Below are 21,255 nucleotides of genomic sequence, written 5' to 3'. Positions count from 1 at the left end.
TTCAGACTACGCCAGGACCGAATATGGCGCACGGATCTTTCATTCGGCCGGGCTGACTAGGCCAATTTTCTTAAAAGGCCGCCTTTCTCAAGCTGTCGTTAAGCAGCGATCCCCTAAGGGTAGCGCACGGATTGGTTCTGTGAGCAGAGAATGAAAAGAACTATCGCCCTGAGTATGACACTGGCTCTTTTCGCCCCAATCGCCGCGGAAGCGGCACAAGGCAATGTTCGCCGCGGCCGGGCCATCGCGAAGGAATACTGCTCCATGTGTCATGCCATCGGCAAGACCGGCGCCAGCCCCAAGGACGGCACGATTCCGTTTCGGGATCTGCACACACGCTACCCTATCGACAATCTCGACGAGGCGCTGGGCGAGGGTCTGGTGATCAACCACCCGGACATGCCCGAGATCACGTTGACCGTGCCGCAGATCTACGACTTCAAGGCCTTTGTCCGCAGCCTGAGCAAGTAAAGACTCTGCCGTCACTAGGAACGAGTTCCGGCAAAGACTCGACTTCCCTTGTCCATGGTCTAGGTTCCCTTTCGTCAATACGGGACCCTACCATGCGAATTTCAGCGGCGATGCCGGCCCTCCTCCTTGTCGGAACCATTCTAGGCGGCTGCAGTACCGGTGCGCCACAAGGCGTTCTGCCCCGGGATGGCGTTCCGCCGCCGCCCTCGTTGACCGGCCGCGCGCAGAGAGCAACGGCACCGCAAACCTCGGCGACACCCCAACGCCGCACAATCAGCGTGCCGGATCGGATCGTGACCCCGCGCCCCTCATCGACAGCCTTTGAACCGGTCATGACTGGTCGCGGAATCGGAGCCGGTTTCCGGTTCTGATTGTCAGAAAACGGATTCCGCTTTTCTGTATCACGCTCCAAGAGAAAACCTCCCCGTGGAGGATTCCGGGGAGATTCTCTGCTTCGGAAGCCTGCCCTACTTCACGAAAGTCTTGGACAGGCCGACTGTGCGATCGACGATCATCACCACCGCGAGGGTGAGGAAGATCAGGAGCACGGATACGCTCGCGACCAGCGGATCGGCGCGGCTTTCCACATGGTGGAAGAGCTGAACCGGCAAGGTGCTCAGGCGCGGTCCGGTGAGGAACAGCGTGATCACCACCTCGTCGAAAGAGACGAGGAAGCACAAGGCCGTCGCCGCGACGATGCCGGGCGCCATCATCGGCAAGGTCACGCGCCGGAACACGGTGATCGGCCGTCCGCCAAGGGTCGAAGCCGCCTCCTCGCACGCGAGCGGAAGATTGCCGAGCGTGGTCGCAAGGACGCGAAGCGCATAGGGCATCGTGATGACGAGATGCCCGATGACCAGCCCCGAGAACGTGCCGAGAAATCCAATCGACGCGAAGACGATGAGGATCGCGAGACCCAGAACGATGGTTGGCAGAAGCAGCGGCGCCGTAAAGAAATTGTAGAGGAAGCCGGAGCCCGCTGTCCGCATACGCACGATCACGTAAGCCGCCGGGATCGCGGCGGCGAGCGAGATCACGGTGACGATCGCACCGAGCAGCAGGCTCGTCCAGAAGGCCGAGATCATGGCTGAGTTGTTCAGGAGCGCCGTGTACCACCGGAACGACCAGCTCGCGGGCGGGAACGAGAGGACCTGCTCGCCACTGAACGAAATCGGCACGACGAGGATCACCGGCGCGAGCAAGAACAGGAACAGGACCGCGACGAGAACCTTCATGGGCAGGGATGTAGTGTTGGTTTCCATGGACCTGCTCCTACTCGATGACGCGCAACACGCGGGCATAGACGGCGAGCGCCGCGCCGAAGATCACAAGCACGAGGATCGACAGCGTCGCGGCGAGCGGCCAATTCAGCGTGACGATGGCCTGATCGTAGATTTCCGTGGCGAGCAGGAACACGCGTCCTCCCCCCAGCAGCTTCGGCGTAATGAAGGACGACACCGCCAGCACGAAGCAGAGCAGGCAGCCGAGCGCGATGCCCGGAAGCGTCAGGGGCAGAATGACCCGCCAGAAGGTCTTGGCCGGCGGAGCGCCGAGCGTCATCGCGGCCTCTTCCACGCGTGGGTCGAGACGCCCGAAACCTGCGAGCAGCGACAGGATCATGTAAGGCATCAAGATCTCGGTGAGACCAATCACCACGCCGGTGGTGTTGAACATCAGCCGGGGCGGCGTAATGCCGAGGGCGGCGATGGCGCTGACGATCGGCCCCTGGTCCGCGAGCAGCGCGATCCAGCCATAGGTGCGCACCACAGCCGAAGTCAGAAGCGGCGAGATCACGAGAACGGTGAGAAATGTCCGCCAGCGCCCCGAACTGCGGTGCAGATAGAGCGCGATCGGATAGGACACGACAAGCGTCAGGAAGGTAATGCCGAGGCTCACCGAAACCGAGTTCACGATGAGTTCGAGATAGAACGAATCCCCGAACAGGCCGGTCCAGTTGGAGAGAATGAACGCCTCGCGTACGCCGCCGCCCGCGAGCGCCTCATTGAAGGACATCCGCAGCAGGTTGAGGACAGGCAACACAAAGCCGATGGCGTTGATGAGCGCGATGGGCAGAAGCAGCGCGACGGCCGTCCCCGTCCGGCCAAGCGCCAGGCGAGGCATCGCGGGAGCCGGATGGGCGGTAGCGACCGCGCTCATGCGCCCCTCCCGAACACCATGGTGTCCTCGACACGCCAGCTGAGCGCGACGGGCGCGCCTGCTTTCCAGAACCCGCGACCATGGTCGGAAGCCGCTTCGACGATGACCTCCGTCCCCGCCACATCGACGTGATATTGCAGCAGATCGCCGACGAAAGTGACCCGCGTGAGGGTTCCCGCAAGCCGGTTGAACCGCTCGGCCGAGCCTTCCGGGCTGGCATTCGCATCGACGAGCTTGATGCGATGCGGGCGAACAAGGATCTCGACCTTGCCGCCGGGGCGGCCGGGAACGCGCAAGACCGCCGTGCCGATAATGACGGTGCCATCGCCGTTCGCGCTGCCTTCAAGACGGTTCGTGCGACCGACGAAGGAGGCGACGAACGGCGTTGCCGGGGCCTCGTAAACATCGATCGGAGAGCCGATCTGTTCGAGCTTGCCGCCCTTCATGACCACGACCTTGTCGCACATGCTGAGCGCCTCGACCTGATCGTGCGTGACGAAGACGGCAGTGATACCGAGGCTTTGCTGAATGTCGCGGATTTCCGTGCGCATCTCGTCGCGTAGCTTGGCGTCGAGGTTCGAGAGCGGCTCGTCGAGCAGCAGGATCGACGGCCGGATCACCAGCGCCCGCGCCAGCGCCACACGCTGCTGCTGGCCGCCGGAGAGTTCGCGCGGCTTGCGTTCGGACAGTGCTTCGAGCCGCACCATCGCGAGCGCTTCCTTCACGCGCTTCTCGATCTCGTGCTTCGGCACGGATCGCATTTCGAGGCCGAACGCCACGTTCTTCGCCACCGTCATGTGGGGAAACAGCGCGTAGCTCTGGAACACGAGCCCCATGTCGCGCTTGTAGGTCGGCGTGGTGGTGATGTCGCTCCCGCCAACGATGATACGGCCATCGCTGGGGGTAATGAGCCCCGCGACCATACGCAGGGTCGTGGTTTTGCCACAACCAGAAGGCCCAAGGAGAGCGACAAGCTCTCCCTTCGGCACCGCGAGGTCCAGAGCGGCCACGGCGACGGAGTCGCCGTAGCGCTTCGTGAGCCCATCGAGGCGCAGATGCACGTCGCTGTCGGTTGAGGCGGTCGGGGTCCCGGAGAGGATCTTTTGATGCATCATGGTGTGCTCCGTGCGAGCCTTCGGCGAAAGCATGATCGGGAAAGCGGGAACGGTTTCCAGATCATGCGCAAATAACAAACGGAAAAGGCGATTGCGCTGACAGGCGGCCAGCGCAATGTCGCGTTAGCGGCTGAGCGGAATGATGCGGCGGCGCCACTGTTCCGTGATGCCATCGCGAATACCCGCGACGGCGATCCAGTCGATGGCGATCATCTTGTCCATGGCCCCTGCCGCCGTGCGTGCGAGTGCCGCGTCCGAGATCTTCGCCTTGGAATTAGTCGGCGCATAGAACATCGCCTCCGTGAACGCCGCTTGCGTCTCGGGCTTCAGCGCGTAATCGATGAAGGTCTTCGCCGCGCTGCTGCTGGGCGCGTTCTTCACCAGGTTGATGGTGTTGATCTGGAAGCCACTGCCTTCCTGCGGCAACACCACGCCGAGCTTGCCACCCGAGCTATTGGCATAGACCTGCGCGCGGGCATTCCAGCCGATGCCGAGAGACGCCTGGCCGTTGGAAATCGGGGCGTAAACGTCGGGCTTCGGGTCCCAGGTCTGCACGTTCGGCGCAAGTTCGCCGAGTTTCTTGATGCCGGCTTCGACGCTCTTTTTGTAATCGTCGCCGCCCGCCATCTTGTTGGTGATGATGGTCAGCGTCGTGCCCTGAATGTCGGGAACGGCGGGAATGGCCACCTTGCCGGCATATTGCTTGTCCCAGAGAGCATTCCAGGAGGTCGGAGCGGCTTTCACCTGATCCTTGTTGTAGAGCAGAACGAGGTTGTCGAAGGTTACCGCGACGCCGTTGACGCCCTCGGCGCGGGCTGCCGGATAAAGGTCGGCGACATTCTTCGAGACGCTCTCGTCGATCTTGTCGAACAAGCCCTCGTCCGTGCCGGCCTTGGACACCGACACGTCCATGATAACGACGTCGATCTGCGGCGCGGTCTTCTGGGCGCGGAGCGTACCGAGCATCTGGGCGGAGTTCGGCATGCCGTAGAACTCGACCTTGATGTTCGGATGAGCCTTCATAAAGGGCTCAACGACCGCCTTCACGTAGTGATCCTGGAAGATGCCGCTATAGGCCGCGAGCGTGACCGTTTCGGCGAAAGCGGGTGTCGACGCGGCGAAAGCCAGCGCCGACACGCCAAGAAGAGTTTGCAGTTTCGTCATTGTCTTATTCCCTCTGAATTGTGCTGCGATTTCTTCGAGGCCACCGCGTCAGGCGACGCGGCGGAGTTTCTCTTCCACGATGCGGGTGGCGCCCGACAGGTCCGGCAGCTTCTCGCCGTTGCGCAGACGCTCCAGCGTCTTGATCTCGGCTTGCTGCATGCCGATGGCGCGCTCTGCCACTGCCTTGGCGTCGGCAGGGTTGAGGACGATCACGCCGCTCTCGTCGGCGAGGATCGCGTCGCCCGGCTCGATCACCTGTCCGCCGACCGTGACGGGCACGTTGATCGCACCTTCAAGGCCGAGGATCTTGGTGGTGATCGGCGCGGGGCCACGGCACCACATGCCCATCTCGACCTTGCGAATTTCCGAGAAGTCGGTCGCGGGGCCGTCGATGATGCCGGCCTTCACGCCCGCGATCTTCATGGCGTGCGTGACAACGCCGCCCCAGCAGGCATGCTTGTCGTCGCCGCAGCGATCCACCACCACGATGTCGCCCGGACGGACGAGCTTGGTCAGATAATGCAGGATCGTGCTGTCCGCATGCGGCAGGCGCACGGTGACGGCGGTTCCGGCGATCCGCTTCTCAGGCAGCACCGCGCGCAGTTCGCGGTCGAGGAAGCCGGAATGGAGGAAGTGGCCGACGGTCGCGGTCTCGACCTGCTCGAGAAGCGCGACAAGCTCCTGAGAGATCTGCTTCGGCATGGGGTTGACGGTAAACATCGAAGAACTCCTCAGGACAGAACGTGGTGCTTGGCGACCGGCACGTTGCCGCGCACGACGCCGTTGTAGTCGAGGTCAAGACGGGCGGTGGTGTTGGACACACGGTCGGAGCATTGCGCAACGATGTGGCCCCACGGATCGATGACCATGGAATGGCCCCAGCACCACTTCTTGCCTGCAGCATGGGCGCCGACCTGACCGACGGCCAGGAAATAGGTCTGCGTCTCGATGGCGCGGGCGCGAGCCAGCACTTCCCAGTGATCCTTACCCGTCATCAGGGTGAAAGCCGCGGGCAGTACGATCACATCGGCACCGGCGTCACGCAGTTTGCGGAACAGTTCCGGGAAGCGGATGTCGTAGCAGATGGCGCAACCGACCGTCACATCGCCGACCTTATAGGTCACGACGTCCTCGCCACGGCTGATCGTGTCGGATTCGCGGTAGCTGACGCCGCCGGGGGTGTCGACGTCGAACAGGTGGATCTTGCGGTACTTCGCGATTTCCTTGCCCTTCGGGTCGAAAACCAGCGTCGTGTTGTAGTGGCTGTTGCCGGCGCGCTCGACGACGCTGCCCGCATGGATCGTCACGCCATGCTTGGCGGCCAGTTCCGACATCAGGCGATAGGCGTCGCCATTGGGAAATTCCTCGCCACTGCCGTGGACGTTGTCACGGCCTTCCCCGAGGTATGCATAATATTCCGGCAGAACGATGAGATCGGGGGATTCCTCGCTCACGGCTTTCTCGATCAGGGCAGCGGCAGTTTTAAGGTTTGCCGCCTTGTCATCCCCGGAATTCATTTGGATTAGACTGACTTTCACGTCCCGGCCTCCGTTGGAACTAAGGCCGACAGGTTGGGCGAGCGGGGCAAGTCAGCACAAACGCGAAATACTTTTCCTAGAGGGCAAGTTTTGTTTGTTCGGCACTGCACAACGAGCGTTTTCAAGGATTTTTCTGCTCCCTACCACGACGCTCCGTCCGTTTGGGCGAGGGAGAAAGTGCGCGCGACATCCTGCGCCATCTGCGCAGCGACCGCCGAGATCAGGTTGTCGGGGTGGTCGTAATAGACCGCCTGGAAGGTGAGCGGCGGAAAAGCGGGTGTGACATCAAGCTCGATCAGGGCGCCAGAGGCGAGCCGATCACGCACGATGACCTTGGGCAGCGGCGTAATCCCAATCCCATCCTGCGCGAGTCGCATGATGGTGGCGAGAGAGTTGGAATTGTAGATCGTGGGATCTTCGATCCCTGACTCGGCGAGCAACCGCTGCACGCGATGATGAGGCTGACTGTCCTTGGAATAGGCGAGAATCGGCTGATCCGCGATCTCGGCCAGCGCCAGCGGCCGGTCGGGAAAGCCGAGCTTCGGGCTTGCCAGCCAGGCGCATTGAAAGGTGCAAAGATCGAGATTGATGAGATCCGGCGCGATCACCGGCCCCATGATGAGCGCAAGGTCGATTTTCCTGTCCGAGACATCGCGGGCGATGTTGAGGCTGGTATCGGTGTTGAGGTCAATGGCGACGCTCGGATAACGCACCCGGAACCGCTCGATGAATTGCGGCAGCCAGGCATGAACGATGGAGTCGATGGTGCCGATGCGGATCGAACCGCGCAGACTACCTGGATCGCTGACCGCCTCGCGAAACTCGTTCGCCACACGGACCAATTCCTCCGCCTTCGCGACCGCCTGTTGACCGACGACGGTCAGGCGCACGCAGCGCACATCGCGTTCAAAAAGCCTGATACCGAGATCGCGTTCCAGCGTCGCGATGCGGTTGGAGATGGCAGCCTGCGTCGTATTGAGCTTTTCCGCTGCGGCACTGAAGCTCCCCAGGCGCGCAACCCAAATAAAGGTTTCCACAAAACGAAGGTTCATTCGAGGAATATCTTCCAGGCTTAGAGCCCGGCTCCTGAGCTAGAAAGACGAACAACGCGGCCGATACAGAATATCGAAATATTGTTCGACGGTTTTCCGCGCGCCTCACCTTAGGACGTGAGCCAACATTAATCCACGAAAATGCCCCCGTGCTTTCGCGAACAACTGGACATTATATCGCATCTAACGATTGCTTTGCAGCAGGCGAACAAACGCTCGTTTCAAGCGTGCAATGGCGCGGCCTTTCGAAGCCCCTTCGCGCCGCCGAGGTTGATGCTTCGATGTATTGTTGCAAATTAAGATGTCCTGTTATAACTGCCTTAACGTTAGGGGAGCTTCTGGATGCCCGAGACATCTTTTCTGAGATTGGCAGCCTTCGGCCTCGCGTTGGCGGTTGCTGTGAGCGGGGCTGGCATTGCAGCCGAACTCAAGCCCTACCAGAAAGAAGCCCTGACGCAGCTCGAGGCTGCCTTCGGCGGCATGTGGCCGCTGGTGAAGGGGCAGTACGAGGGCATCATGGAGAAAGCCTCCGAGGCGGAGGCGAAGGCCATCGTAGCGGCAACCGCTCAGGCGCGTGCAAATGCCGGATCGGGGACAGCCCCATCCGGCGCGGATGGCGACGATGACGCGGAAAGCAACGCCCCCGACAAGGCCGCCGCCGCGCGCGAGGATCTTGAAAAGCAAATTCAGAAGCCCTTCGACGCATTCAACGAGTTGGCGATCAAGCGCGGGCTGGTGCGAGCCGATATCGGCGCCGCCGTCACGCGGGAGATCTTTCAGGCTGAGAAGGGCTGCCGCCTGTCCGGGGTGAAGAACGATGTCAGCAACACAGGATATTTCATGAAGATGAAATCCCTGCAGGACGGCATGGCGGCTGTCCGCGAGGCGCGGCAGGCGCTGATGGATAGCGGCAAGTATTACAAGGTCGTCCATCCCGCGGGCTCGCCGCCGGACAGCAAGGAGGCGGTCAATCAAGCGGCCCGTACTGCCGCCGAGCAAATCAAGGTGTTGAATGGAAAATTCGGCGTGATCTGCGCCGACATCAAACGGCGCATCAACGCGATCTCCTTTGGCGGCGGCGGCAATGTCGACAAGGCTATGGCCGCCCTCGTCGCCGAGCGCGACGCCCACGACAAAGCCCTGAGCGCCGAGGTCCAAACCATCGTCGACACGATGAACCGCACCATCGCGGTGACTGATATCCCATTCTTCGACTGGGGATTGAAGCCGCTCCAGATCGCTCAGCCGCAAGCGGGCCCTGTCGCGAAGAACTGACCCGATCAGAGGGAGGCGGCGCGAAGGCCGCCTCGTTTCGCGTCAGGGAGCCTTGAGGAGCGCTTCGCCGTCACGCGCCACAATCCGGCCCGTCTTGACCACGAACTTGCGCTTGCGCCGGCTGACGATCGCCTCGGCCAGGGTTTCGCCTTCGAGCAGAACGAGATCGGCCTTGCATCCGGGCTCGAGACCATAGCCTTCCAGCTCCATCATGCGCGCACCGCCATGGGTGCAGACATCGAGCGCAAGCGCCACCTCGTCGTCCCGGCGGAAGTTGTTGCGCAAGCCCACGAAGACAGCCCGCTCCAGCATATCGGCGTTGCCATAGGGACCCCAGGTATCGCGCACGCCGTCCGAGCCCGCGCCGACCACGACGCCTGCATCGACGAGTCGCTTCACGGGCGGAGCCGACTTGAAGGCCGGCGCAGTGGTGAGGATATGCACCCGCGCCTCGGCAAGCTGGTCGATGAGGCTCGCCACATAATCCTGGTCGGTCATGCCGAGACAGAAGGCGTGGCTGACAGTGACCTTGCCTTGCATGCCGAGCGCCTTTGTGCGCTCGATGATGAGTTCCATGGAGAACGCGCCGAGCTCCGCGGTTTCATGGAGATGAATGTCCACCGGACGGCCGTAGCGCTCAGCCAAGCCGAACACGACGTCGAGGTGGCCCTTGGGGTCGCGATCGATGGCGGACGGGTCGAGACCGCCGACCACTTGCGCCCCGAGCTTGAGTGCTTGTTCCATCAACTCGACAGTTCCCTGCCGGATCAGCATACCGCTCTGGGGGAAGGCGACGATTTCGATGTCGACGATGCCGCGATAGCGCTCCCGCGTCTCCAGCACACCCTCGATTCCGGCGAGGCCGATCTCGGTATCCACGTCCACATGAGAGCGGATGTGTGTCGAGCCGAGCGCAACCGAGAGAAGTGCCTGACGGGCGGATTGGCGAGCCGGCTCGATGCCGAGAAGGCGCTTCTGCGCGCGCTCGTTCTCGATCTTGTCGATGAGGCGCGGCCCGACTTCGTTACGATACCAATCCATGCCGATCAACGTCTTATCGAGATGGGTATGGGCCTCGACCAGACCGGGGATTAGGATGGCCCCACCGCCATCGACAGTCTCCAGGCCCTCGGGCGCGGCTCCACCGAAGGCCGCGACGAGCCCTCCCCGGACGGTCACGCTGGTCGCGGCCCCGCCCATGGGCCGCACATTGCCGATGTGAAGGTCGCCGGTCGTTGCCACCTGCCTCATAGCCTGATCCTCATTTTTTGAACGTTGGGGAAACCCAATTGGCGCATTGCCGAATGCTATTTATTGTATACAATACGGCTGAGTTTTTTCAAACGCAACAGGTCTTCCCGCGAGAGTGAAATGGATACAAAATGGTGGCGACCCCACCTTCCCTCCTCCGTCCAGGTACCCATGCCTCATCGCAAGCCGAAATCAGCCGCTGGCTCGCGCGGCGAGTCCGTTTATGCAGGGCTGCGTCGCGCCATCATCGAGCAGGCGCTGATGCCGGGCGACAAGCTGACGGAGGATGTGATCGGCGAACGTTTCGGCGTCAGCAGGACGATTGTCCGCGCCGCCCTGGCGCGGCTCAACGCCGAGGGATTGGTCGATGTTCAGCCCAACAAGGGCGCAACCATCGCCCAGCCGAGCCTGTCAGAAGCGCACGACATCTTTGAGGCGCGCATGTGCATCGAACGCCAGGTCCTGACCCGCCTGGCGCAGAAGATCACCGACAAGGACATCGACATTCTCGAGCAGCATATTGCCCTCGAAAATAAGGCTAATCCGAGTGATGGGCCCGCCTCTATCCGCCTCGCGGGCGAGTTCCACATCCTGCTGGCCGAACTGTCCGGGAATAGCGTTCTCGCGCGGTACGTGGATGAGATCGTGTCCCGCTGCTCGCTAATTCTGGCCCTTTATAGCCGCCCCCACTCGTCCGATTGCTCCATCAATGAGCACCAGCTCATCATCGATGCCCTGCGCGCGCGGGACGCCAACCGGGCGATCAAGCTCATGGATCACCACCTCGAAGCGGTGACGGAACGCGCCCTGTTGTCGTCGACCTCGGAAAAGCATCGCGACATCAGGTCAATCCTCGATCGCTACGCAACGTAAGAGCCTGCCCTCTCCAGCATCGGACGTCTTCCAGGCTCTGCTTTGACCGCGACACGATGTCGTCGCGCGGAAAGCAGAAGCGCTCTTCTTGACTAATCCCTCATAGAGCTAACTTGAACCCACTCAGTGTGCGTTTTCGCGCGGCGAAAATCTTGTTGCCAAAATTTTAGCCTCCGTTCGACGCAAGCGGCGTTGACGTCAAAAATATTGTATGCAAACTCAAAGTGCATTGTATGCAATAAGAACCAATCCAGAAGGTTCAGCGGAGGCTCATCATGAAGACAAAGCTCGTCGCCTGCCTATCCGTCGCCGTGGGTGCCCTGATGGGCGTGTCCGCGGAGGCCAAGACCCTGCGGTGGTCCTCGCCGACCGACATCACCACGCTCGATCCGTACGCCCACACGGAGAGCTTCACGACCAGCATGCTGCACCACGTCTTCGACCCGCTGGTGCGCCGTAACCGCAACCTCGAACTAGAGCCGGCGCTGGCGGTGAGCTGGAAGAATGTTGCGCCGGATACCTGGCGTTTCGAGCTGCGCAAGGGTGTGAAGTTCCACAACGGAGATGCCTTCACTGCCGATGACGTGGTCGCCTCGTTCGACCGCCTTCTGGACCCGACGTCCCGCGCTCGCGGCAACGTCGCCACCATCGTGAAGGCCGTGAAGGTGGACGATTATACGGTCGACATCATGACGCAGGGCCCCTACCCGCTGCTGCTCAACGATCTCGCCGGCGTCTACATCATGGACAAAAAGTGGATGCAGGCGAACAACGCCTTGAAGCCCGGCAACATCGCGACCGGCGTCACCACCGCCGCCTCGACCACCGCCGTCGGCACCGGTCCCTTCAAGATCGAGTCCTACAAGCCCGATGCCGGCACCAACTTCGTCGTCAACACGGATTGGTGGGATAAGCCGCAACACAACCTCACGCGCATCGAATTCAAGCCGGTGAAATCGGACGCCACCCGCGTCGCGGCGCTTCTCTCCGGCGAACTCGATCTGATCGCGCCTGCCCCCCTGCAGGACCTGCAGCGGATCAGCGCGGCTCCCGGCTTCAAGGTTGTCGAGGAGCCCTCGCTTCGCCTGATCATGCTGACCGTGCCATTTCGCCCTGAATTGAAGGCGATGCCCGGGCAGAAGAACCCGATGCTCGACCTCAAGGTGCGCCAGGCGATGTGGCACGCCATCGACTTCGAGGCGATCAAGAAGCGCGTGATGCGCGACAAGTCCCGCAACACGGGCACCCTCGTCGCCCCGCCGGTGCCGGGCTATTCGAAGGACAACGATCAACCCTTCGGATACGACCCGGAGAAGGCGAAGAAGCTTCTGGCCGAGGCCGGTTATCCGAACGGCTTCAAGACCAAGCTCAATTGCCCGAACGACCGCTACATCAACGACGAGCAGACCTGCGTCGCCATCGCGTCCATGTGGACCAAGGTCGGCATCCAGACCGATCTGCAGACGGAATCCCGCGCGACCTACTTCCCGCGTCAGGATCGCTTCGAGTTCGACGTTTCCATGGTCGGTTGGGCGACGCTTCCGCCCATGGACGGCTTCAGCGTCCTCGCTTCGCTCCTCGCCGAACAGAAGGAAGGCTATGGCGGCTCCAATTCCGGTGGCCTCGCCAACCCGCAGATCGACGCGCTGACTCGCAAGGCGGCGGTCGAGATGGATGAGACCAAGCGCCGCGCGATGCTGGTGGAAACGCTGAAAATCGCCCGCGATTCGGTCGCCTACATCCCGATCCATCAGCAGCCCCTCGCCTGGGCCGTGCGTGACGGCGTGGATGTGCCCCAGTTTGCGGACGAATATGTCCGCCTCTGGTTCGCCAACGTGAAGTAGGCCCCTTTAGCAAGGACAAGCGGCCCGTCCTTCACTTGGGGCGGGCCGCCAGTGACCCCAATGTTGAAAGTCCTTTTGTCCCGCCTCGGCCAAGCGGCTCTCGTGATGCTCGTCGTCTCGGCGGTGTCCTTCGTGATGTTCCGCTATGTGGGCGATCCCGTCGCCAGCATGGCGCGCGAGAACGCCTCGGTCGAAGAGAAGGCGGAATTGCGCCGCACGCTCGGCATCGATCAACCAGTCGTCGTGCAATATGGGCGTTTTCTCGCCCGCACCTTGAGCGGTGATCTCGGCATCAGCTTCCGCAACCAGCGGCCCGTGACGCAACTGATCGCAGAGCGGCTGCCCGCCACCCTCGAACTCGTCATCATTGCGACGATCCTCTCGCTCTCACTCGGCATCCCGCTTGGCGTGTTGTGCGCCCTCAAACCGAACGGCGTGGCGGCGCGGCTGGTTCAGGCGCTGTCGCTCATCGGCATCTCGACTCCAACGTTCGTCACCGGCATCGTGCTGATCCTGGTCTTCGCCGTCACATTGGGCTGGCTGCCCTCCTTCGGGCGCGGACAGGTGGTGGAACTAGGCTGGTGGTCCACCGGGTTTTTGACCTGGAGCGGCCTGAAATCCCTGCTCCTGCCCGGCATCACGCTCGCGCTCTATCAGCTCACCCTCATCATGCGCCTCGTGCGCGCAGAGATGATCGACGTGCTGTCGAGCGACTATATCCGCTTCGCCAAGGCGCGCGGATTGCCGACCCGCTACATCCACTTCCGGCTGGCGCTGCGCAACGCGCTGATGCCGGTGATTACCGTCACCGGCTTGCAGATCGGTTCCCTCATCGCCTTCGCCATCATCACCGAGACGGTCTTCCAATGGCCGGGCATGGGGCTCCTGTTCATCCAGGCGGTGAGCTTCGTCGATATTCCCGTCATGGCCGCCTACCTGCTCTTCGTCGGCCTGCTCTTCGTCATCATCAACACCGTGGTCGACATCCTCTACGCGGTCGTCGATCCCCGCCTGCGCGCGAGGTCCGCATGAAAACGCTCGCTTCTCCCGGCCTCATCACCCGCATCGGAGCTCCGATCTCCGTCCTGGCGGCAGCGGCTTTGGCCCTCATCATCGTCGCCTGCGCCCTGCTCGCTTCGTGGATCGCGCCCTACGATCCCACCAATCTCGCGAGTTTCGACTTGATGAACGCGGAACTTCCGCCGGCTTTCACTGCCGACGGCGACGCGCACTTCCTTCTCGGCACCGACAACCAGGGGCGCGACCTGCTTTCGACCATGCTCTACGGGGCCCGCGTCTCCATCATGATCGGCGGCGGCGCGGTTCTGGTCGCGGCGACGCTGGGCGTCATGCTCGGCCTGCTCGCCGGCTATTTCGGCGGCAAGGTCGATGCGCTCATCATGCGCATCGGCGATGTGATCCTCAGCTTTCCCACCATCCTGCTCGCGCTTCTCGTGAGCGGCGTCGCCCGCGCGGTTTTTCCGGGGGCGGCGACGGCGGAATGGGCTCCGATCATCCTGATCTGCGCCATCGCCACCAATGAATGGGTGCAATACGCCCGCACGGTGCGCGCCGCGACGATGGTGGAAACCGCCAAGGACTACGTCCGCGCGGCCAAAGTGATCGGCCTGCCCTCCCGCCGCATCATGCTCCGGCACATCCTGCCGAACGTGATGAGCCCGGTTCTGGTGATTTCCACCATCAACCTCGCCGCCGCCGTACTGACGGAAGCGACCCTCTCCTTCCTCGGCGTCGGCATGCCGCCGACCTATCCCTCCCTCGGCACGCTGATCCGCATTGGCAACGAGTTCGTGTTCTCGGGCATCTGGTGGATCGCCTTGTTCCCGGCGCTGGCTCTCGTGATCCTCGTTCTGGCCGTCAACATCGTGGGCGATTGGCTCCGCGACCGCTTCAATCCCAAACTGCGGGTGAAACGATGAGCGCTGTAAAACCGCCTGTCCTCGCGATCGAGAACCTGCGCGTCGAGTATCCGCTTGCCAACGGCGCCGTGTTCACGGCCGTGGAGAGCGCCTCGCTGGTAATCCAGCCCGGCGAGATCCACGCGCTCGTCGGTGAATCGGGCGCAGGTAAGACCACCATCGGCAACGCGGTGATGGGGCTTCTCGAAAAGCCCGGCCACATCGCCGCGGGCTCCATCCATATCGGCGGCAAGCCGCTTGATCCGAGCAAGGGCTCGGCCGAGGGCGTCGTGCTGGGGCGCGATGTGGGCGCGGTGTTTCAGGATCCGATGACGAGCCTGAACCCGCTCTTCACGGTCGAAAGTCAGCTTACCGAGACCATGCGGACGCATTTGAAACTCGATAAGGCGGCAGCGCGAGCCCGCGCCTTGTCTCTGCTGGAGGCCGTCGGCATCCCCGAGCCCGAGCGCAGGTTGAAAGCCTATCCGCATCAGCTCTCAGGCGGCCAGCGTCAGCGCGTGGTCATCGCGGCGGCTCTCTCCTGCGATCCGAAGCTCGTGGTGGCCGACGAACCAACCACCGCGCTCGACGTATCGGTACAGGCGCAAATCCTCAAACTGCTGCGCGATCTCGCGGATCAACGCGGCATCGGCATCCTGCTCGTCACGCACAATATGGGCGTGGTGGCGCAGATCGCCGACCGGGTCACGATCATGCATCGCGGCAAGGTGGTGGAGACGGGACCGACAGCGGAAGTGCTGCGCCGTCCGAAGGCGCCTTACGCCAAGGCTCTGATCGGCGCGGTGCCACGCATCGATGCAAAGCTCGATCGCTTCCCCGTCATCGGAGAGGAAGGCAAGGGCCGGGCAGCGGAGGCCCGCGCGGCACTTCGCGGCAAGGCCGAGCGCGCGGACGCGATTGCGGACGGAACGCCGATCCTCTCGGTCGAGAACCTGTGCGTGGAATACGTCACCAGCGGCTTGCTTCCCGGCTCGAAGGGACACACGTTCCGCGCGGTCGATGGCGTCAGCTTCTCGGTCCATAGCGGCGAAGTTTTCGGCCTTGTCGGGGAGTCCGGCTGCGGCAAGACCACCATCGCCAATGTGGTCTCGGGCCTCGTGCGCCCAACGGCAGGCCGCGTGGTCTATCGCGGGCAGAATGTGGCCGGTGAAGGCGCGGTGCGTCGCGTGGGGCCTTTGCGCCAAGCGATCCAGATGATTTTCCAGGATCCCTATTCGTCGCTCAACAGCCGCATGCGCATCGGCTCGATCCTTGCCGAGCCGATCCTCTTCTACCGCCTCGCCGCGACGGCGGCGGAGGCAAAGGATGACGTGGCGCGCCTGATCGAGGCGGTGGGGCTCGAGGCAGAAGCGGCGGAACGTTTCCCGCACGCCTTCTCAGGCGGGCAGCGGCAGCGCCTGTCGATCTCCCGCGCGCTCGGTGCAAGGCCCAAGCTCATCGTCTGCGACGAGCCGACATCCTCCCTCGACGTGTCGGTGCAGGCCCAGATCCTCAACCTGTTGAAGGACCTGCGCGATGCTACCGGCCTGACCCTGCTTCTGATCAGCCATGACCTCGCCGTGGTGCGCCAGATGTGCGACCGCGTCGCCGTGATGCGCAGCGGCAAGCTCGTGGAAGAAGCCGAGTCTGAGACCCTCTTCGAGGCCCCGCAGCATCCCTACACCAAGGAATTGCTGTCCCTCGTTCCGACCCTCGACCGTATTCGCGGCGAATCCGAAGCCGCCTGACCGACTGGAGTTCTGCATATGGCTGATATTCTCATCACCAACGGCATCGTCGTGACGATGGACCCGCAGCGCCGGGTCATTGAAGACGGCGCGGTCGCCATTCAAGACGACCGCATCATCGCCGTCGGCACCACCGCCGAGGTGACCGCCGCACATCAGGCGGCGACCGTCATCGACGCCAAGAACAAGATCATCATGCCCGGTCTCATCGACGGGCACGCCCATGCGGGGCACGGCCTCATCAAGACCATGGGCGGCGGCGACAGCGACGCCTGGTATGATGCCTGCGGACAGGCCTACACGGTCGCCTCCACGCCTGAATTCTGGCGCGCGGAAGCTCGCCTCGCCGCTTTGGAGCGTCTGCGATTCGGCGTCACCACCGGTGTCTCCCTGCTCGGCGGTGGCGACACGATCCTGCGCACGGACGAGCCGATCTATGGCGATGCCCATTGCGAAGGCGTGCGCGAGGTTGGCACCCGCTCCGTGGTCGCTGTCGGCCCGACGCGGCCGCCGCATCCGCGCACCTATGCCCGCTTCGTTGATGGCAAGGCGGTGGAACGGCCCGTGACCTTCGAGGAGCAATTCGACACCTGCCAGCAGCTCATCAAGACCTGGCACGGCGCCCATGGCGGCCGCCTCAACATCGCCCTCATCACCCCGACCCTGCGGCCGGAACATCAGGAGCAACTTGGCGAAGCCGATCTCGCAGAGGCTCGTCGTCAGGCCGTGTTGACCGCCGACCTCGCCCGCGAGGCGGGACTCGTCTTTACGCAGGACGGGCACAACAAGGGCAGCGTCGTCTATGCGAAGGAACTGGGCATCCTCGGCCCGAACGCGCTCCTCTCGCACTCGACCGATCTGACGGCGGAGGAAATCCGCATCGTCGCCGATACGGGCACGCATATCGCGCACAACCCCAGCGCCATCGCGTCGATTCTCGGGCGCTGCCCGGTGCCGGAGCTTCTGGAAGCAGGCGCGAATGTGTGTCTGGGCTCAGACGCCACCGCGCCCGACCGCTCCGGCGACATGTTCCGCCACATGCAGCAATGCATGCACTACCACCGCACCTATTTCAAAGACCCCACCTGGCTGCCGCCGGGACGCGTGCTGGAAATGTGCACCATCGACGCCGCCAAGGCGCTCGGCATGGACAAGGACATCGGCTCGCTCGAGACCGGCAAGAAGGCGGACGTGGTGTTGCTCGACCTGCGCCGTCCGCATCTCTACCCGCTCAACATGCCGGTCTTCCGCCTGATCTATTTCGCCAACGGCAACGACGTGGACACCGTCATCGTCGATGGACGCATCGCGTATCAGGGCCGCAAGGCGACCTTCGTAGACGAGGACGAGATCCTCGACGACGCGCAGCGCGAGACGGAGGCGATGCTCGACCGCACCGGCTTCCACCACATGCTGGAAACGCCCACCATGTTCTGGAATCACGTTCGCGCCACAGATCAGATCGAGCACTGACCCCGAGAAGATCGGGCGCGCTGGCGGCAACGCCGGGGCGCCCCTCATATCAACCCACTAGAACGCGAAGCAGCACGCTGCTTTGCGACGTCATCGGCTGCCACGCAGCCGAGAGGATACGACTTTGCATTCCTTGCGCACCCTCGATGCCGACCGAGTCTCCGTGGCCGATATGAAACGTGCCGCGTCGCCATGGCGTTATGGGGGCCTCATAGCGTTGTGCCTGCTTGTCGCGGCGTTCAACCTTCGGCCGGCGCTGACGAGCCTTGCGACCATCCTTGCCGAAATCCGGCAGGGTCTTGAGATCAGCAGCTTCTGGACTGGCATCCTGACCACGACGCCGGTTCTCTGCTTCGGCCTGTTTGGCCCGCTCGCCCCTCTCCTCTCCGCCCGCCTGGGCCTGGAGCGGGCGACGTTTCTGCTCTTTGTGCTCTTGGCGGCAAGCCTCGGCCTGCGGATCTTCCCCTCTCATGCTGCGCTGATGGCCAGCACCCTTGCCGCCGGCGCCGCCATCGGCATGGCCGGCGTTCTCCTGCCTGTCGTCATCCGTCGGGATTTCTCCCATCGGCTCGGCCTGATGACGGGCCTCTACACCATGGTTTTGAGCGTCGGCGGTGCCAGCGCCGCCGGGCTGACGCCTGTTCTGGAGCACGCCACGGGAGCCTGGACCTCGGCGCTCGCCGCCTGGAGCCTTCCCGCTCTCGTGGCGGCCGGCCTGTGGGCCGGGCTATCGCTCACCGGAACCAGTGCTGCCCGCACAGCGCGGATGCCGCCGTTTTCGGTCCTGTTCCGCGATCGCGTTGCCTGGTCCGTCACGGCCTTCATGGGGCTTCAGGCCGCGCTGGCCTTCATTGTGCTCGGCTGGCTGCCGACGCTTCTGCGGGATCGCGGTTTGACGGTGGTCGATGCCGGTTTCGTCACCTCGGTCTCCATCATCGCCCAGACCGCGACGGCGCTTCTCGTACCCTCTCTCGCGACGAAGCGGCTACCGCCTCGCCTGCTGATCCTGCTGGTCATGCTCGCGACCGTCGTGGGCTTTCTCGGCCTGCTCTATGCGCCCCTCGACACGCGGCTCCTGTGGGGCCTGATCCTGGGCCTGGGCCAGGGCGGCGTTTTCGGGCTGGCGCTGTTGTTCATCTCGCTGCGCTCGGCCTCGCCGGAGGCGGCGGCCATGCTGTCCGGCATGTCCCAAAGCATCGGTTATCTGGGGGCATCGCTCGGCCCCCTCGCCGTCAGCCTGCTGCGGGACACCTATCGCGGTCCGACCGGTCCGGCGCTTCTGTTTACCGTCGTCCTGCTTCTCTCGACCTGGTTCGGCCTTCAGGCGGCCAAGCCGGGCCATGTCCTCGCCCACCTCGACATGCCATGAATTCCGCCGTGAAACCGGCCATGAAACCGGGTGGCGCTAACCTTGTCGTGAGCGTGCGCTAGAGCATATCTGCCGAAGTCCGCACAACTGATGTATATGCCGTAACGGCATGTCACAACACAGATGGGGCACATGACTTGGGTTGAAGCGATTGGTTGGCTGGGCGCTGCGCTGGCCATCACCGGCAGCGCGATGAAGACGATCATCCCGCTGCGTTGCATCGGGATCGCGACGAATATCGTGTCGCTGACCTACGCCTCCTATATGGGGCTCTATCCGAGCATGGTCGTGAACATGATCCTGCTGCCGCTTAACGGCATGCGGCTCTATGAGATGCTCGGTCTGATCCGGAAGGTGAAGCTGGCCTCCAAGGGCGACCTGTCCATGGAATGGCTCAAACCCTTCATGGCACGGCGCAAGATCGCGGCGGGTGAAGTGCTGTTCGCCAAAGGCGATAGCGCTAATTGCATGTTCTATACCCTGTCCGGGCGCTACCGCCTGAACGAACTCGGCATCGAGCTGCCCGGGGGCCGAGTCGTCGGCGAGATGGGCTTCATGTCCCCGGACAACACACGCACCCAGACCCTGGAATGCCTGGAAAGCGGTGAAGTCCTGAGCATCACCTATGACCAGGTGCGTCAGCTCTACTTCCAGAACCCGGAATTCGGCTTCTATTTCCTGCGCCTAGCGAGCGAACGCCTGTTTCACAACATGGAGCGGATGGAAGCGGAGATCACCCGGTTGCGGGCTGCTGCTCCCGTGGAGCGTCCTGTCGAGGAGACAGTCTCAGCTTAGAATTTCTACAAGGAACACGCAGTTTAGAATTCTTATAAACCTTTGAAATAATTCACTTTTTTGTTGACCGTCGACCTCGCACATGGTTCTTGCGAACCAGATCGGGGCGCCACGTCGCGCCTGCTTTGATGGTGCGGAGGATTTCATCATGTTGAACGCCAAGTTTGCACGCGGATTGCTCTTTGGCGCCGCGGCCCTGGGAACGCTCGCCGGTTCGGCTGTCTCCGCTTCCGCGCAGGGCGTGGTGAACGTCTACACGAACCGCGAACCCGGCCTCTATTCCGCAACTCTCGACGAGTTCACCAAGGCGACCGGCATCAAGGTCAACGCCATCTTCTCCGAGCAGGGCTTGGCCGAGCGCATCAAGGCCGAGGGCGAGAACAGCCCCGCCGACGTGCTCATCACCGTCGATATCGGCAAGCTTCAGGAGGCGCTTGATCTCGGCATCACGCAGCCCGTCCGCTCGGAGGCCCTCGTTTCCGCCATTCCCGCCTCCGCTCGCGACCCGGAGGGCCGCTGGTTCGGCCTGTCCATGCGCGCCCGCGCCATCTACGCCTCGAAGGACCGGGTGAAGGACAATGCCCTCACCTATGAGGGCCTGGCCGACCCCAAGTGGAAGGGCAAGATCTGCACCCGCTCGTTCCAGCACCAGTACAATCTGGCCCTCACCTCTGCGATGATCGTCAAGCACGGCGAGGCCAAGACGGAAGAGTGGCTGAGGGGCGTGAAGGCCAATCTCGCGAAGAAGCCCTCCGGCGGCGACCGCGACGTGGCCAAGGACATCCTGGCCGGAGTCTGCGACATCGGCCTCGGCAACACCTACTATGTCGGCCTCATGACCGAGGGCACCAACCCGGAGCAGAAGAAGTGGGCCGAGGCGATCCACGTGATCCTGCCGACCTTCCAGAACGGCGGCACGCATATCAACGTGTCGGGCATCGTGATGACCAAGAACGCGCCGAACCGCGAAAACGCCCTCAAGCTCATGGAATTCATGGCCACGCCGAAGGCGCAGCATGTCTTCGCCGACGTCAACTATGAATATCCGATCCGCGCCGGCATCGAGATCAACCCGCTCGTGAAGTCCTTCGGCGACCTCAAGGCCGATCCGATGAGCCTCTCGGACGTGGCCAAGAACCGGGCCAAGGCCAGCGCCCTGGTCGACAAGGTCGGCTTCGACCGCTAAGGCCTTCTGCGCTCCCGGCCGCCCC

The 21,255-nt window shown here is 62.9% G+C and carries 19 protein-coding genes; 11 read left to right on the top strand and 8 right to left on the bottom strand.

Annotated elements, in window-relative coordinates; genetic code table 11:
* The first annotated feature begins 150 nt into the window (after nt 1-150).
* Complete coding sequence (locus I2H38_RS02855) at nt 151-471, top strand: c-type cytochrome (RefSeq protein ID WP_196270274.1); 321 nt, start codon at nt 151-153, stop codon at nt 469-471.
* Between the two features lie 467 nt (nt 472-938).
* Here I2H38_RS02855 and I2H38_RS02850 read toward each other — a convergent pair whose 3' ends face one another.
* The 7 genes from I2H38_RS02850 to I2H38_RS02820 all read right to left on the bottom strand — a co-directional run bounded on the left by I2H38_RS02850 (nt 939) and on the right by I2H38_RS02820 (nt 7,497).
* Entirely contained in the window at nt 939-1,733 is a 795-nt protein-coding gene (locus I2H38_RS02850; RefSeq protein ID WP_196270273.1) for an ABC transporter permease, read from the bottom strand.
* Between the two features lie 10 nt (nt 1,734-1,743).
* The gene (locus I2H38_RS02845; protein ID WP_229426541.1) at nt 1,744-2,592 is read right to left on the bottom strand and encodes an ABC transporter permease; all 849 of its coding nucleotides are present in this window, start codon (nt 2,590-2,592) and stop codon (nt 1,744-1,746) included.
* Nucleotides 2,593-2,624: 32 nt separating this feature from the next.
* Nucleotides 2,625-3,743 (bottom strand): ABC transporter ATP-binding protein, encoded by a 1,119-nt coding sequence (locus tag I2H38_RS02840; protein WP_196270271.1) that lies wholly within the window; start codon nt 3,741-3,743, stop codon nt 2,625-2,627.
* Nucleotides 3,744-3,866: 123 nt separating this feature from the next.
* The gene (locus I2H38_RS02835; RefSeq protein ID WP_196270270.1) at nt 3,867-4,907 is read right to left on the bottom strand and encodes an ABC transporter substrate-binding protein; all 1,041 of its coding nucleotides are present in this window, start codon (nt 4,905-4,907) and stop codon (nt 3,867-3,869) included.
* Between the two features lie 48 nt (nt 4,908-4,955).
* On the bottom strand, nt 4,956-5,627 hold the full coding sequence (locus I2H38_RS02830) for an RraA family protein (protein WP_196270269.1): 672 nt from the start codon (nt 5,625-5,627) through the stop codon (nt 4,956-4,958).
* Nucleotides 5,628-5,638: 11 nt separating this feature from the next.
* Nucleotides 5,639-6,445, bottom strand: coding sequence for a carbon-nitrogen hydrolase family protein (locus I2H38_RS02825; RefSeq protein ID WP_196270268.1), 807 nt, complete (start codon nt 6,443-6,445; stop codon nt 5,639-5,641).
* Nucleotides 6,446-6,585: 140 nt separating this feature from the next.
* Nucleotides 6,586-7,497 (bottom strand): LysR family transcriptional regulator, encoded by a 912-nt coding sequence (locus I2H38_RS02820; RefSeq protein WP_196270267.1) that lies wholly within the window; start codon nt 7,495-7,497, stop codon nt 6,586-6,588.
* 342 nt (nt 7,498-7,839) lie between these two features.
* Here I2H38_RS02820 and I2H38_RS02815 point away from each other — a divergent pair, with 342 nt between their 5' ends.
* The gene (locus I2H38_RS02815; RefSeq protein ID WP_196270266.1) at nt 7,840-8,772 is read left to right on the top strand and encodes a hypothetical protein; all 933 of its coding nucleotides are present in this window, start codon (nt 7,840-7,842) and stop codon (nt 8,770-8,772) included.
* A 42-nt stretch (nt 8,773-8,814) separates the two neighbouring features.
* Here the strand turns inward: I2H38_RS02815 and I2H38_RS02810 are convergent, their stop codons facing one another.
* Nucleotides 8,815-10,023, bottom strand: a complete 1,209-nt coding sequence (locus I2H38_RS02810) for an amidohydrolase family protein (RefSeq protein WP_196270265.1) — start codon at nt 10,021-10,023, stop codon at nt 8,815-8,817.
* Nucleotides 10,024-10,194: 171 nt separating this feature from the next.
* Here I2H38_RS02810 and I2H38_RS02805 point away from each other — a divergent pair, with 171 nt between their 5' ends.
* From I2H38_RS02805 to I2H38_RS02765, 9 genes are all read left to right on the top strand, one after another.
* Complete coding sequence (locus I2H38_RS02805; protein WP_196270264.1) at nt 10,195-10,896, top strand: GntR family transcriptional regulator; 702 nt, start codon at nt 10,195-10,197, stop codon at nt 10,894-10,896.
* A gap of 275 nt (nt 10,897-11,171) precedes the next feature.
* Complete coding sequence (locus I2H38_RS02800; RefSeq protein WP_196270263.1) at nt 11,172-12,740, top strand: ABC transporter substrate-binding protein; 1,569 nt, start codon at nt 11,172-11,174, stop codon at nt 12,738-12,740.
* 60 nt (nt 12,741-12,800) lie between these two features.
* A complete protein-coding gene (locus tag I2H38_RS02795) occupies nt 12,801-13,772 on the top strand; it encodes an ABC transporter permease (protein ID WP_196270262.1) in 972 nt (323 codons plus the stop codon).
* Nucleotides 13,769-14,680, top strand: coding sequence for an ABC transporter permease (locus I2H38_RS02790; protein WP_196270261.1), 912 nt, complete (start codon nt 13,769-13,771; stop codon nt 14,678-14,680). Before I2H38_RS02795 ends, I2H38_RS02790 begins: the two co-directional genes overlap by 4 nt.
* Nucleotides 14,677-16,407, top strand: coding sequence for a dipeptide ABC transporter ATP-binding protein (locus I2H38_RS02785; protein WP_196270260.1), 1,731 nt, complete (start codon nt 14,677-14,679; stop codon nt 16,405-16,407). The genes I2H38_RS02790 and I2H38_RS02785 overlap by 4 nt, the downstream gene beginning before the upstream one ends.
* Nucleotides 16,408-16,425: 18 nt before the next feature.
* Nucleotides 16,426-17,880, top strand: a complete 1,455-nt coding sequence (locus tag I2H38_RS02780) for an amidohydrolase family protein (RefSeq protein ID WP_196270259.1) — start codon at nt 16,426-16,428, stop codon at nt 17,878-17,880.
* A gap of 124 nt (nt 17,881-18,004) precedes the next feature.
* Nucleotides 18,005-19,249 carry an MFS transporter gene (locus I2H38_RS02775; protein WP_210324648.1) on the top strand — a complete coding sequence of 415 codons (1,245 nt, stop codon included), beginning with the start codon at nt 18,005-18,007 and terminating at the stop codon, nt 19,247-19,249.
* A 132-nt stretch (nt 19,250-19,381) separates the two neighbouring features.
* The gene (locus tag I2H38_RS02770; RefSeq protein WP_196270257.1) at nt 19,382-20,044 is read left to right on the top strand and encodes a Crp/Fnr family transcriptional regulator; all 663 of its coding nucleotides are present in this window, start codon (nt 19,382-19,384) and stop codon (nt 20,042-20,044) included.
* A gap of 148 nt (nt 20,045-20,192) precedes the next feature.
* Nucleotides 20,193-21,230, top strand: coding sequence for a Fe(3+) ABC transporter substrate-binding protein (locus tag I2H38_RS02765; RefSeq protein ID WP_196270256.1), 1,038 nt, complete (start codon nt 20,193-20,195; stop codon nt 21,228-21,230).
* Nucleotides 21,231-21,255: the final 25 nt, after the last annotated feature.

Origin of the sequence: Microvirga alba (assembly GCF_015694465.1) — a bacterium.
In the GTDB taxonomy this organism is placed as follows: Bacteria; Pseudomonadota; Alphaproteobacteria; order Rhizobiales; family Beijerinckiaceae; genus Microvirga; species Microvirga alba.
This window is presented reverse-complemented; position numbering and strand designations above follow the sequence as displayed.